At 59.0% G+C, this 15,058-nt stretch carries 7 protein-coding genes; 6 read left to right on the top strand and 1 reads right to left on the bottom strand.

The window, feature by feature from the left end; all coding sequences use genetic code 11:
- The first annotated feature begins 7 nt into the window (after nt 1–7).
- Both ACZ5AL_RS07400 and ACZ5AL_RS07395 read left to right on the top strand, forming a co-directional pair.
- Nucleotides 8–1,579, top strand: coding sequence for an NAD(P)H-hydrate dehydratase (locus tag ACZ5AL_RS07400; protein ID WP_464513219.1), 1,572 nt, complete (start codon nt 8–10; stop codon nt 1,577–1,579).
- Nucleotides 1,576–1,989, top strand: coding sequence for a VanZ family protein (locus ACZ5AL_RS07395; RefSeq protein WP_464513217.1), 414 nt, complete (start codon nt 1,576–1,578; stop codon nt 1,987–1,989). Before ACZ5AL_RS07400 ends, ACZ5AL_RS07395 begins: the two co-directional genes overlap by 4 nt.
- Before the next feature lie 332 nt (nt 1,990–2,321).
- Here ACZ5AL_RS07395 and ACZ5AL_RS07390 read toward each other — a convergent pair whose 3' ends face one another.
- The gene (locus tag ACZ5AL_RS07390; RefSeq protein ID WP_464513216.1) at nt 2,322–4,679 is read right to left on the bottom strand and encodes a S9 family peptidase; all 2,358 of its coding nucleotides are present in this window, start codon (nt 4,677–4,679) and stop codon (nt 2,322–2,324) included.
- A gap of 445 nt (nt 4,680–5,124) precedes the next feature.
- Between ACZ5AL_RS07390 and ACZ5AL_RS07385 the strand changes: the two genes are divergently transcribed.
- The 4 genes from ACZ5AL_RS07385 to msrA all read left to right on the top strand — a co-directional run bounded on the left by ACZ5AL_RS07385 (nt 5,125) and on the right by msrA (nt 14,990).
- Complete coding sequence (locus tag ACZ5AL_RS07385) at nt 5,125–6,321, top strand: YihY/virulence factor BrkB family protein (protein WP_464513215.1); 1,197 nt, start codon at nt 5,125–5,127, stop codon at nt 6,319–6,321.
- A 261-nt stretch (nt 6,322–6,582) separates the two neighbouring features.
- The gene (locus ACZ5AL_RS07380) at nt 6,583–8,826 is read left to right on the top strand and encodes a BamA/OMP85 family outer membrane protein (RefSeq protein WP_464513214.1); all 2,244 of its coding nucleotides are present in this window, start codon (nt 6,583–6,585) and stop codon (nt 8,824–8,826) included.
- 95 nt (nt 8,827–8,921) lie between these two features.
- A complete protein-coding gene (locus ACZ5AL_RS07375; protein WP_464513212.1) occupies nt 8,922–14,075 on the top strand; it encodes a translocation/assembly module TamB domain-containing protein in 5,154 nt (1,717 codons plus the stop codon).
- A 381-nt stretch (nt 14,076–14,456) separates the two neighbouring features.
- Complete coding sequence (msrA, locus tag ACZ5AL_RS07370) at nt 14,457–14,990, top strand: peptide-methionine (S)-S-oxide reductase MsrA (RefSeq protein WP_464513211.1); 534 nt, start codon at nt 14,457–14,459, stop codon at nt 14,988–14,990.
- The last annotated feature ends 68 nt before the right edge of the window (nt 14,991–15,058 follow it).

Here is a 15,058-nt window from a genome sequence, read left to right as displayed (position 1 = left end):
TTCCGTTATGTCTATGCATGGCCTTCCGTTACTTACTGCCGATGCCATGCGCACAGCCGATGCGTACACCATCAACACGCTGGGGGTACCTGGACAGGTGCTTATGGAGACCGCGGGCCAACAGGCGACTCGGCATATCGTCCAGAACTACGGCCCGCTCTCCGGCATGCGTGTCGTTATCGCCTGTGGAAGTGGCAACAATGGGGGCGATGGGCTTGTCGTGGCGCGTGAGCTGCTCGACCGGGAGGCACACGTTCATCTGCTCACGTCCATTCCGCTCTCCGAGTACGAAGGAGACGCCGGAGCCAACGCTCAGATTCTGCAGCGACTCGCCAGCACATACGCCGATCACCTTCACCACACCGTTGTCACCACGCCCGACGCGTGTCCGCCACTCACCACACTGCGTCCCCAGGTGTGCGTAGACGCACTACTCGGCACCGGTCTGTCCGATGCCCCGCGGGAGCCGTTAGCCACTGTGATACGCCGCCTCAATGCAACTGAAGCGCCAACCGTTGCATTAGACATCCCCTCGGGTCTTCATGGCGATACCGGACAGTCACACGACCCCACCGTTCGCGCCCATTCTACCGTAGCGTTTGGGGCCGAGAAGGTGGGTGGGCGTCTCGCAGAGGGACCTGCGCACGCCGGGCAGATACAGACGGTTCGCATTGGCATCCCTCAGCACGTGCTGCACGACGCCGCCACCAATCCCGGCTGTGCCCATGCCACCACCGATGCGCTGGTGCAGGCCGCACGTCCCCAGCGCGACCATACCGCTCACAAATACAACGTGGGCATGGTGCTCGTTATTGGAGGCAGCGCGCCCTATCCCGGTGCTCCCATACTCGCAGCCCGTGCTGCTGCCCGAAGTGGGGCTGGATACGTTGCCTGTGCCGTACCCGCCTCCATTCAAGGCCAGGTGGCCACACACAGCCCTGCATTTCCAGTGCATGGCCTTCCCGAAACCGGATCGGTTCTCGAACCCGGTTCTGCCTTAAACGTGCTGCAGCCGCTGCTCGAAAAAGCCCGTGCCGTACTGCTCGGTCCCGGCTTATCAACCGATGCTGCCACGCAAACGCTTGTTCGGCGCGTAGCAACGGCGTTCAACGGGCCCATTGTATGGGATGCGGGGGCGCTTCCTGCGCTGACGGATCATCTCGACCTTTGCCGAAAGCAGTCGAGCAGCCGATGGATCCTCACGCCGCACGCGGGGGAGTTCCGGCGGCTGACCGCTACCAACTCGCTGGACTGGAACCGGCGCATCTCTCTTGCCCAGCAGTACGCGGCTGATTGGAACGCAACGCTTCTGCTGAAAGGCCATCCCAGTGTGGTCGCCGATCCGACGGGGAACACCTACGTTGGACGTACGGGTGGGCCGGCGTTGGCTGTGGCGGGAACGGGCGATGTGCTGGCTGGATTGTGCGCAGGGCTGGCCGCGCAGGGCACACCCCCACTCGATGCCGCCGCCGCAGCCCTACACTGGGGCGGGCGCGCCGCTGACCGCTACGCCGACACCCACGATGCACGCACACTCTCTCCGCTCGACCTGATCGATTTGTTACCTACGGTTGTATGATAGATCGCCTTCCCCCTCGCTGGCTCCAAGCCGCTGCCGTTTTGTGGACGCTCGGTATCCTGGTAGCCGTTACCCTGCCCGGCGATTCCGTTCCCGACACGCCATCGGTCATTGGCTTCGATAAAATCGTTCACTTCGTGATGTTCGCGGGATTTGGCACGCTCTGGATGGAGGCCCTCTCGGCGCGTCGCCTTTCGTGGGTGCAATGGTCGTTTCGCGCACGGTTTGGCGCCGTGCTAACCGTTGGTGCAGGACTGGCTGTAGGCACCGAACTCATTCAGTATGCCTTTCTGGAAAGCCGCCACGGCGATGTGTTCGACGTGGTTGCCAACCTACTCGGCCTGATGACCGCACTGGCCGTCATGACGTGGCGACATCGGCGCACTGCCCATGCTCGGTCATCTCGATGAGGACACCCTCTTTAATTGTAACCAACGTATTCCAGCAAAAAAGGGCGACCTGAAGGTCAGGCCGCCCTTATGAGAACGTAGAATGCGCGTACTGTTGTGTCACAGGTCAGTCTTTGGGGTGCAGCACGCCCCGTTTTAATGATGTCATCTTGAGCGGAGCGGCTCCGTCTATCGAGAGATCTCCCACGAACTGGACAGGGCCGTTGAATCACCAGTAGCCGCTAAACCTCGCGGAGATAGTTCGGCTGCGCTCATAATGACAGATTTTGGGGGGCAGAGTTTGGCATGGTCTCCGTTCCCTAACATTCAGGTGTGACACAGTAGTACGTGAGCTATCGCTCAATGGTGTACTCCGTAGGTGGCGTTTCACCAAGCAGGTGCTCTACAAAGTAGTCCCACGTACGGCGCAGGATATACGGCTCATTCGCGTATCCGTGATTGCGGTTAGGCATCACAATCAGGTCGAAATCTTTGTTGTGTTCAATGAGCGCATCCACGACCTGCAGTGTCATGTTGGGGTGCACGTTATCGTCCATCGTACCATACGTGATGAGCAGATCGCCCTCCAGGTTGTTCGCACGCAATTGGTTGGCCTGGTTGGTGTACGTATCGCCGTCCTCGGTTTCATCTTCATCGAGCAGCCCCTGGTACTTCTCGCCCCAGTAGAACGTGTAGCCACGGTTGTCGTGGTTTCCAGCTCCAGACACGCCTACATGGAAGAAGTCGCCGTGATCGAACAGCGCTGCTGCGGTCGCAAAACCGCCGCCCGAGTGGCCATACATGCCCACGCGATCAAGGTCGATCCAATCGTAGCGCTCGGCCAGCTCCTCCATGGCCGCACGCTGGTCGGGCAGGCCGTTATCGGCCATGTCGCCGTACCACTTGGTGTGGAAGTCTTTTGAGCGGAGCGGGGTGCCGGTCGCATCAATCTGCACGACAATAAATCCGAGTTCGGCCAGCGCATGCGCCTGTCCGCGTCGGTTCGTGGTGAAGCTGCGTGTACCAATGCTGCCCGTCTGTGGACCCGGGTAGATCGAGTTCACAATGGGATAGGACGACTCGGGGTCGAAGTCCGACGGCTTGTAAAGTGCGCCGTGCACTTCCGTTTCGCCATCGCGGCCCATCGCGGTGAAGTGCTCGGGGGGCTGCCAATCGGTTTCCTTGAGCTCGGATACATCCGCTGATTCGAGTTCGATGGTTACATCGCCATTGGAGGCGCGCAAGACCGACTCGGGCGGTGTGTCGTACGTGGAGTACGTATCTACGATGTGGGCTCCGGTAGGCGACACGCTGAAGTTGTGATCGGCTGCTTCAGGCGAAAGCAACTCCATGTTGTTGCCATCGAAGTCTACCCGATACAAGTGGTTGTGATAGCGGTTGCGGTCAGCTTCGCGGCCTACCGCGGAGAACAGCAACGTTTCGTCGTCTTCGTCCACATGCAGCACATCCATCACGTTCCAGTCGCCTTCGGTGAGCCGTGCGATTTGCTCGCCGCTTTCCAGATCGTGCAGGTAGAGGTGCCCCCATCCGTCGCTACGGGTAAACCAGATGAATGCATCGTGGTCGTGGAGCACGCGCCAGTTGGGGACGCCGCGTGACTGCAGGTTGGACTCAAAGAACGGTTCATCGGTCTCGCTGTAGATGGTTTCCACCGCACCGGTTTCGGCATCGGCCAGGCGGAGGGTTACCGTGTTATAGTCGCGCGAGGTGGAGACAACGGCCAGTGTTTCGCTGTCGTCGCTCCACTCGACATCAGCCAGCTCGCCAGCCCGAGACAGCCCGCAGCAGCTGGATGTGCGCTGGTGATCGGGTTCCATATCGAGGGCAACCACACCGGGATCTTCCACGTCAATAACGACGCGTTCGTGCATGGGCACCACATCGTCGGGGTCGCCGGGAATCGCATAGGGACGCGATTCAAGCTCGGGGCGCCCTGTCTCCATGCGCAGCAGATGCATGTGGGGGGTGCTCCGCTCATCGAGGCGGTAGGTAGCAATGCGCGACCCATCGGGCGACCACTTCAGGATGGGCATGTCGGAACTGCGCCAGCCTTGCGAGTCGGCGGCGTAGCCGTAGTGCTCGGCGCCATCGTCGGTGAGCTGTGTGTCTTCTCCTGTGTTCAGATCTCGCATCCACAGGTTATGGTCCTTGATATAGGCAGCACGGTTGCCATCGGGTGAGGTGATATGCGAAGGCAGGTCGGCGGTGTAGTCGTCGCCCTCAATGACGCAGGAGTAGGCGTCTATGTCGCACTGCCAGCGCTTTTCATCGTGAGTGAACGTGATCGCCGATTCGTCGTCGGCATACTCGAAGGACGTAAACGGTAAATCGTAGCGATCGACGTCGTCGAGGTCGTCATGGGCTTCGCCTATGGCATCAGCCAGCGCCTCATGGTCGAAGGCGGGCGCGCGTTCGGCAGCCGCTGCATCTACACGAACAAATTCATGGCCTTCGGGCGTATCGATCCGGTACCAGAAATGGTCATCGGTGTACCAGTTGGGCGATACGCTGCTGCGGTATACCTTGTCTTGTAGGTTCCAGCTTAGCAACGCCTCGGCGCGTTCGTAGGCCTCGGTAAGATCGGTTTCGGACTGTGCATGCGCACTGGGCGAGGTGTAGCCGAGTCCGGCTATCAGCAGTGCGAGCGCAAGCCCGAAGGAGGACAGACGGGTACAGGTAGCAGGCATCATACAACAGGTAGGTTGGTGTACAGAATATGGATATGCTGAAAGGTACAAAACGCCACGGTTAAATCCCACCATGGCTATAGATGATTTCCGCCCGGGATATCCGCTTCGCTCCTGATTCCGGGCTACAGAACGGAACGATGTAAGTCAAATCCGTAGCCAGGGACTGCTTGCGTCCCCGGCGACTTGAGAGCAAGTCGCTAAACACGTACTACAGCACGCTGTGAAGCCTCGAGACCTTGCATGTTGAAAGGCAGGTCTCCGCCACAGTCAGGCGCACAGAATGGAGGAAAATGTGCAGTGGCTACTTTAGCACGAAGTCGCTCCACACCACCACGTTTAGGATTGACAATCACGGCCTCCGAACCCTGCATTGCTCCACGAGTTTATGACGGTCCCGGTTCTGCTAATCACCGGATGCCTTGATTGAACGCCTGGCCTTTATTGTATGACGTCCCCCTCTTCTCCACATTCCAACGGCGCATCAGCCCCAGATCCGCCTTCCGAACCGCCGTCTGAAGCATCGCCTGAACCCTCACCGGCTGATTCTGGGGCAGAGCCTTCCGAAAATGCTGACCCTACGTCCGAATCGCGCATCAACGATGCCGTTCGCAAAGCGGCCCCGCTCCGCGCCCCTGATCCGGCCACCTTACGAGCCGATGCGGCTCACGAAGCAGCTACCGCCAGCGCCTCTTCGCAACGCCGCGCCGCGTTTCAAGCCATTGCGCTGTACTATGTCTACGGGCTTGTGCAGGAGCTCCAGAAAAAAGACCTATTTCTGTGGGCACAAGCTATTGCGTTTAAGGTGCTTATCAGCGTGGTTCCCATCTTCATTTTGGCGATTGGTTTGTTGGGCCGCGTGCTGCGAGGCGATGCTTCTTTTGATGCCGTAGCGCGCATCATTCGTGAATTGGTGCCTGAAGGCCAGGAAGACCAAATCATTGCACTGATTCACCAACTGCAGGATGCAAGTGGGGCGGTCATTGGTATTGGCGGCGTGGGGCTCTTTCTATCCGTGTTTTCTTTGTTCATCACCTTGCGCATTGCGGTACGGAACGCTTTTGCGCAAGATTGGCATACCGGACGGTCGTTGTTTCAAGGATACCTGTTCGACATTCGCATGGTCGTACAGGTGGGGCTGCTATTTCTAGCAACCATTCTGCTCTCCTTCATTGCTACTACGCAAATTAGTGGAGCCACCCTCATTGGCTGGGGGCTAGATGCATCGTGGCTCCATCAACTGCTTCGCATGGGGGCTGGGCTGCTTGCCTGGACACTTCCGCTGCTCATTACGATGGCGATGTTCTTTCATCTCTACTATTTTGTACCTATGCCGCATCCGCGCAAACGGAGCGCCCTTATTGGAGCTGCACTGGCTGCGGTACTTTGGGAGGTCACCAAGTACGCGTTTACCTACTATGCTACGTACGTAGGCCGTTTTGAGCGATATATCAATCCCGATGAAAGCCTTTTTGCTCTCGGAAATACGTTTGGCTTGCTGGTCGCCTTTGTGTTCTGGGTCTATTTTTCGGGTATCATCTTGATGGTTGGCGCTGTGGTCGCTTCCTTACATGAGCACCGCCACGTTATGTCGGGCCGGGCACGCCCACGCTCGCCCACGCCTACGCCCACTCCTACAGACTAAGTAGACCCACAAAAGTATCTTTGATTATGTCATTGCGAGGAGCGCCGCGTCAGTCGCAGGCTCCTTCCTCGCGATGACAAGGTGTAAATATATTTCTTTTGAGCTACCTAGCAAATGATGTGGACGACGATAGAACCATATCAGATGGGCCATAGAAAAGTAGTGCCGGCCTCTGTTTTGGAATAATGATGCGGTGCAAGCCGTTGCGAATAACAAAGAACGCCCGGGCCCTCTGTTGCATTTTTTGGTTTTGCTGTACTTATGCTTTTCTCATTATTGATGCGCTACGCGGGCACGGCTCTACTGGGCACCTGCTTCCTGGGAGTCATTTCAGTAGGTAGCGCGCTTCCTGCACAAGCCCAAGACCCATTGTCTCTGGTCAATAGCGACACCGAGGTGCGGAGCATCAGCTTCCGGTTTGTGGATTCGGAAAGCTTTTCGCCCGACCGTCTGCAACAGCGCATGGCCACCCGGGCGCCCACCGGATGGGATCGCCTGCAACGACGTCTGCCGTTGATGGAGCCCACCCCACGCTTTTTCGACCCCATCCTCTTTCAGCGCGATATTGCGCGCCTCCGCAAGTTCTACCGGGATAACGGATTTCCTGAACCGCAAATCGACTATCCAGCCACGCAATTTAACGCGGCGTCTAACACCATTCGTCTGATCATCACCATTCGTGAAGGCCAACCGCTCATCATTCAAGATGCGCTCTTTCTGAATGAGGATGGCTCGCGATATGCTATTACTGCATTCGAAGACGACATGCGCGATCAGTGGGCCGAATTCCGCGACGACACCGATTTTGAAATTGGCTCGCGATACACCGAGTTCAACCGCCAACGCATCGAGGACGACGTTGCCCGGTGGCTGCGTAACCAGGGCTACGCGTTCTTGCGGGTGGGCTCCGAGGTGGACACCGACCTAGAGGCGCGTACGGCCGACATCCGGTTTTTCGTTGACCCTGGTCCGCAAGCGCGTGTCGGAGAAATTGAAATCAGTGGCAATGAATCGGTGGAGCGTCGTATCATTGAACGCAGCTTGCCCCTACGCGAAGGCGATCTGTTTTCAGCCGATAAGCTTTCGGAAGGCCAACGCAAGCTCTTCAACCTGAATCTGTTCCGCGTAGCGCTGGCCGATGTTCCTGAACAGCCCCGCGACACGGTGGTGAACGTGCGCTACCGCGTACGCGAGTCGAACCTGCGCACGCTATCAGGCGAAGCGGGCTATGGCACCAACGTAGGAATTACGGCCGAAGGACGCTGGAGCCACCGTAACTTCTTTGGCAATGCGCGTTCGTTTTCTGCACGGGCCGTTGCTGAAACCGGCTTCCCCGATGACGCCAACTTTCTGCCCGCCTTCCTTGCGGGGACCGCCGGTAACATTCTGAATGAACGGCGCTTCCGAGGAAGTGTGCTCATTCGACAGCCCTACGTGTTTACGCCCGACCTGAGCGTCACGCTAGAACCGTTTGGCGAAATACGCCGCAACCCGCGCCTGCCGGGTGTGCAAAGCGGACGCCTGGGCATTAACGAGGGGACGTACGGATTCAGCACTACGCTAACATACGAGTTTCTGCCGTTTCGCTCCATCAGTTTGCGGCACTCCTTGCAGCGCCGCCGCCAGTTTATTCCCGACGAACTGCAAACCGGCATCATTGTGGATCCCGATGCTCCGGTAGAAGATGTGGGCACCGGCGCGTTTAACCGCAGCGTATTCACGCTCTCCGGCACGTTTGGCCGCACCGACGATTACATCTCGCCGACCCGGGGGTTTTTAGTCCGTCCTACCATTGAAATGGCCGGGGCGCTGATCCCATCAGGCATGCAGTACACCAAGCTCTCGCTGGAGGTGAGCGGCTACCAACCCATCGGCAGCAGCATCGATTTGGCTGCTCGTGCATTTGCCGGACGCGTGATGCCTTTTGGTGACAGTCGCGAGGCGTTACAGACTGAGCCGTCCTTGCGCAACACTGTGTTTCGCAATCGCTTTGACAATGTGCTCTTCTACACCGGCGGAGGCACCGATTTGCGTGGCTGGCCCATCAATCAGGCCGGAAGCAAGTTCATCAACACAACCGATGTTGAAGACATTCCCTCATTGCTTGCCCCTACAGGCGGTACCACAAAGCTGCTCATTAACTCCGAGCTGCGGCTTCCCTTTCCGGGACTGGGCAGCGACTGGCGTACTGCCGTTTTTCTGGATGCCGGATGGCTAGGCACCGACGCCTTCTCCCTCGTACCCGCCCGATCAGGAGAAGACTCCGAACGCTTTGCCACCTCATCCGATCAAGTACGCATTGGCACGGGAGCAGGCATTCGGTACCAAACGCCCTTTGGCTTTGTCCGTCTGGATATTGCAATCCCTCTTAATCCCGACCCGCTCGATGTGCGCGCGCCCGACGACATCCGACAGGCCTTGCGCGAGGGCCGCTCCCCCACCGACGCCCCCACGTCGTTCACCCGGCAATTTCGTCTCCATATGGGCATCGGACGAACGTTTTAGGACCTGAGAGAGCCTCGGTCCTAACTCCCCACGAAGCCTTTGCGCGTGTGTCGCATATGATACCGTGATCCTACTCATAGCGGACCCTACCCTCTGTGTCTGACGACCATTCTTCTTCCGAGGCGCCCGCCTCCGACCGCCGTTGGGGGCGCCGCTTTCGCAACGCGGTGTTGGGCACCCTTATGCTTGTGCTAGGGGGGCTGCTTGGCATTGTGCTCCTGCTTCAAACCGAATGGGCCAGCACGCATGTCGCGCAGTGGGCCGCCGAGCGCTTCAATCCGGTCGACGGCACCACGCTGACCGTAGAACGCGCATCGGGCACCTGGTTCTCGAACCTAACGCTTTACGAGATCGCCTGGACGCTTGATGGCGATGCCCACCCCGATACCGACGACGAGGCCCGCCGCCTTGCTACCGTCGACACCGTATCTGTAACGTACGCCCTGCCAGCGCTCCTTCGTGGCACCCTGCATCTGCACGATGCGCATGTGGGCGGCCCCACGGTGTATGCCACCGAAGCAGCCGATACGACCTGGAACTGGACACCCGTGCTGCAGGCGTTCGATACCGACGACGATCCAGACGATGAGCCCTTTCCCGTACGCATCGACCAGGCTGAGTTAACACGCGGTGCCGCCACCCTCTCCTTCCACAGTGAGACCGACTCCACCGCCACCATTGATGCGCTTGATCTCTCTGTGCGCGATCTGCAGGTGAGCGATACCTTCGCCGCCACACTCGACGCGCTCCAGTTGCACGCCTCCTTGCCCGATCAACCCCGCACACCGCTCACGCTCAACGCTGCCGCAGCACTCACGCCCGAAGCCCTCGCCGTCGAACATATTCAGTTGGATGCGCCCCGCAGCCGTCTTCGCAGCACAGGCGTGCTCAACTTCGCTGCCGAAGCCTCCCCGCTCGACTCGCTCGATGCCGCGCAGTTCAATGTGCAAGCCGATTCGCTTGCCATTGCCGACCTCACCCCCTTTCTGCCGGGCCTCGCCCCAGCCTCCGATGAGGTGCATATGTTCGAGCTAGAGGTGCGTCAGCACAGCGGCACGTGGCGCAGCACCGGTTCAGGGTCCGTTGAAGGCGCTGGAACGTGGACGCTGGACGCCGAAGCCACCCCGCCGCGCGAAGCTGTCGATCAATTGCGCTTCCGTACCGACATCGACGTCGCCAACTACCGCACCCGCCTCATCGGCGACGAAACGATCCTCAACGCCCGCATCGATGCCGACTTCAGAGGCCCAACCCTCGATGCCCTCGACGGCACTGCACGCATCGATGTGCGCAACTCGCAATTTGAGCGTATGGCCATCGAAACAATCGACGGAGCCGTGACCCTCGACAACGGAACCGCCAGCCTCGACGCCAACGCACGCATTAACAACGCAGCCCTGCGTGTTCAGGGAACGACCACGCCGTTTGAAGAGGTGCCCGCCTACGACTTCCGCGCCAGCATCGACGACTTCGATGCCGCCACATGGCTCCCCGATGCCGACCTAACGGCGCGTCTCAATCTGGATGCCACCCTCGAAGGCCAAGGCCTGACTCCCGACAACCGTGATCTCACAGCGAGCATCAACCTGCGTCCTTCCACCATCAACGACCTCAACATTGAGCGCTTTACCAGCACCACCCGCCTGCAGGGCGAACAGGTTGAAACAACGGGGACCCTGGATGTGCCTGGAGGACGACTCACCGCTTCCGCCAGCGCTGCGCTCGATGGAAGCGAAACCTTTGCGCTCAACGAGATACGCACCACCAACTTCAATCTAAACGCGTTTCTGGATGACGACACGCTCCCCGATACCCGTGTTACAATGCAGGCATCGGCCACCGGCACCGGATTCGATCCCGACACCATGACGCTGGATGGCACCGCCACCCTCGACCAAACCGCCTATGGAATGGCCACGTTCGACCGCTTGCGTGCTGCGTTCGAGTGGGAGGCGGGCACGGTAACCACCACCCTGAATGCAGAGGGTAACTGGGGGCGCTTCGAATCAAACCTAGAAGCTCGTCCGCTCGATACCCCATTGGCACTAACCCTTCGAGAGGGGCGCCTGACCGATCTCGATTTGGGACCTTTCCTACAGGATCCCGACCAGCATACAGCGCTGAATGGCCGCTTTCATGCCACCGTGGAGCAGCCAGAAGGCCGAGCGCCCACCGGACGCCTTTCCACCGAACTGACCTCGTCTCGCATCAACGACCAGCTGCTGGAGTCTGCTACCCTGGAGGCCGATATCGATGCCGATGAACGCCTCACGTTCGATCTTTCGCTGCAGGCCCCCGACGATGCACGCGCCCGCCTTGCTGGCACGGCCCGCCCATTTGACGACCGCCCCGCGTTTGAGGTTGACGAGGGATCCTTCGATGCGATCAATCTGGGGGCCTTTGCCGGATCCGAAACCCTCGACACCGACCTCAATGGCACGCTCGCAGGCACCGGACGCGGGGCTACCCTCGACGATCTCTCACTCGACGGGTCGCTCACACTTGCCCCCTCGCGGATCAATGAAGCCCAACTCAACGAAGCCCAACTGGCCCTGCATGCTCAAGACGGCGCCGTAGATGGCACGCTTGATGCCCGCTTCGATGTAGGAACAGCCCATGCCGCGTTTGACCTATCGCTTCCCGATTCTTCCTACACGATTGACGTACGCGCTGACCAGTTTGACGGAGCTGCCCTTACCGGTCAAGACACGCTCGATGCCGATCTTGACGAACTGCGGCTGTCGGTTAGCGGTAGCGGATGGACGCCCGAAACCGCTGCCTTCGATGCCGAACTCGATCTGCACGAAGCCGCTTACGACGCCATCACCGTTGACCAGGCGAGGCTGCGTGCCAGATATGCCGAAGGCGACCTTTCGGTTGATTCCTTCACCCTCACCTCCAACGTTCTAACAGCCGACGCCCAAGGCAACGTCGCTGTCTTTAATCCGGAGGCCGACTCCGACATCCAACTAAATGTTGAGCTGATCGCCCTTCAGCCGTTAGAAGCCGTGACAGGTCAGCGTACACTGTCTGCCGATACCGGCACGTTAGAGGGACGCCTGCGAGGGGAGGGCGACGGGTTTCGGTTTAATGGACAGGTTGATATCGAGAACCTCGTGGTCAATGACATTCGTGTGAGCGACCTCGAAACCACCGTCGCGGGCGCGCTTGATGGCGACCGAACCCTCACCCGCGTTGAAAGCCGAAACCGTCTCAATTTTGTGGATCTGGCTGCCTTTGCCGCCGAAGAGGCACGCATCAACCTCAACTATACCCAAACAGATGGCGCCACGATGACCTCTACGATTCGGTTGGATCCGCAGCGCAGTGCCCAGATCGATGTGGGGGTGCCCTCCTTCGACCCCGACGAACCGCTCGTTGCGCTGATTGATCGTTTTGATATGCATCTCGATGGCGATTCGTGGGCCCTGTTGCAACCGGCTACGCTTACACAAGATGGCTCCGCCGTGCGTCTTAGCAACTTCCTGGTGTCGAGCAGCGATCAACAGATTGCTGCCGACGGACGTATTGATCCGCAGGGCACGCAGAGCATGATCGCCACCCTCGAAAATATCGATGTGGCCCCATTCGTCGAACTGGTTGATATTGAGGGGCTTGGGGGAACCCTCAATGGATCGTTTACGCTCACCGGAGCTGCCGATGACCCCTCGCTCGATGGCCAGCTCGACTTTGACGTGCAAAGTGAAGGTGAGTCGATTGGTACCCTCGATTCGCAGCTCACGTACAGCGACTTAGCGCTCGATATACAAGCCGACCTTACGCATGTCGATGGCAGCACGCTTGCGTTTAACGGCGACTTTCCAATTGACCTGCGGCTGGATACCGCCACCGAAGTCGAAGTTATGGATTCGCCGTTGGATCTAAGCCTGCAAGCCGACGACTTCGCCATCAATTGGATCAACCCCTTCCTGGATCCCGCTACGATTCAAGAATTGGAGGGCCGCTTCGATGCCGATATCCAGGTTGCTGGTACGCGAAGCGACCCCGAATTGCAGGGCGACGCGCTGGTAGACGACCTAAGCATCGTATTCACTGAACTCGAAACGCGCTACCGCGATGGCGTCGCGCAACTGCGTCTGGATGACGACCAGATCCGAGTCGAGTCGGCAGATATCCGTTCATCTGGAGGGGGGCGCCTGCAGGCAAACGGGGTCATTAATCTGGCCGAGCTGACGCTGGGGGAAATGGACCTGAATGTGCGGGCCGACAACTTCATGGCCATCAACACGCGTGCGTATCGACGCGGCACCATCAACGGACGCATGACGCTGGGCGGTACAACCGAGCGCCCCCGGTTGACAGGGCGGGTGCAGGTGGTGCGGGCCGAGATCTTCTACGATGAAATCGATGAAGCCGCTGCCGAAGACCTGGATGCGGTGTCGCTCACCGACGAAGACCGCGTTACGCTAGAACGGCGCTTTGGCATCCGGCTGGCCGATTCCGACGCTGCCGCGTACGATACGTTTCAGGCAATGGCCATGGACCTGGAGGTCGAGATCCGCCGCGAAACATGGCTGCGGTCGCGTTCGGCCACTACCCTGAACATTCAGTTCAACGGCGACCTGGATCTGCAAAAAGCGCACGACGAGGATCTGGAGTTGTACGGTTCCATCGATATTGTGCCGGCGCGAAGCACCGTTGAGCAGTTTGGGCAGCTCTTTCGCATCGACGAGGGAGCGCTGTCGTTCGATGGGCCGGTCGACGATCCGCAAATGAATTTCGCTGCGGTGTATGAGCAGCGCGCTCGCGAAACCCGGGATGTGGAGGTGACCATTACGCTGAATGCGGAAGGTCGCCTGGGTAACCTGAGCCTCGACCTGAGCTCCGACCCACCCATGTCCACGTCGAATATTTTGTCCTACCTGGCAACGGGACGTCCCGCCGATAGCTTTCTGGCAGGTGGCGGTAGCGGGGGAGACTTGGCCGCGCAACTGGCGATCGGGCAGGCGTCCTCTTTCGTTGAGAATCTGGCGGCTCAGCAACTGGGATTGGATGTGGTACGCCTGCAGGTGCGCCCCAACGGCATCTCGTACCTTACAGTCGGGCGCTACATTACGCCTCGTTTCTATGCTTCAATCGAGCAGCCCATCAATACGCAGGGCAACGAAGCACAGGTGCTGGAACCTGACCTGTTACTCGAATACGAGCTCACCAATACGGTTATGAGTCGTCTGATACGGCGGGAGTCGAGCCTGCGTTTTAATTTCTTGTACGAGCGCGCGTATTAGTGCCGTGTGTCACACTTGAATGTTGTGGTCCAACATTGTCATCGCGAGGAGGGAGCCCTGCGACTGACGTGGCGATCTCATGCCGGTTGTACATCGCGACGAGGACGCAAGCGGCCCCGGTTATGGGTTTGCTCACATCGTGCCGCCGTTCCATAGCCCGGGATCAGGAGCGGATATCCCGGGCGGTCAGTGAACCACGTCACAGCATGCTGTGACGTTACGAGCCCTCTGCGCCTTCATAGCGGCCAGGCGGGGCCATCCCCAGCTATCCCGTGATGTTGTTGTGAGAGATGGGCAGAAGCAGCGCACAACAGGTAACCTTATCGCCTGTGGTAAGGTATGGACGGTGCATGTATCTCTACAACCAACCCTTTTCTCGTTATGGAACGCGCAACGCTAGGTGGCGGATGCTTTTGGTGCCTCGAAGCGGTCTTTCAACACGTTGATGGTGTCGAATCAGTCGTGTCCGGCTATGCGGGCGGACATGTGCCCAACCCCACGTATCGGCAAGTCTGTGGCAAAGGCACCGGCCATGCTGAGGTCGTGCAGGTGACCTATGACCCGGAACGCATCTCCTATCGTGCCCTGCTGGAAATTTTCTTCACCATCCATAATCCCACCACGCGCAACCGGGAGGGCGCTGATGTAGGACCGCAGTACCGCTCCATCATTCTGTACCACAACACGGCGCAGAAAAACACGGCACAGACGGTCATTGACGAGTTGAATGCATCGGTATTCAATGGCGGCATTGTCACCGAAGTAGAGCCGCTCGATACGTTCTACGAGGCCGAAGCCGACCATCAGGACTATTATGCGCGCAACGAAGGCCTGCCGTACTGCCGGGCGGTAATTGACCCGAAGCTGAAAAAACTTCGTCAAAAGCACGCCGACAAACTCGCTACGCCGGCATAGCCCAATGTGGCATGACCGGCCCGGTGCGTACCGCCCCCATGCGTGGAGACGGTACGTGTGGCGGTTGA

It is taken from the genome of Natronotalea proteinilytica (assembly GCF_055379935.1).
This window is presented reverse-complemented; position numbering and strand designations above follow the sequence as displayed.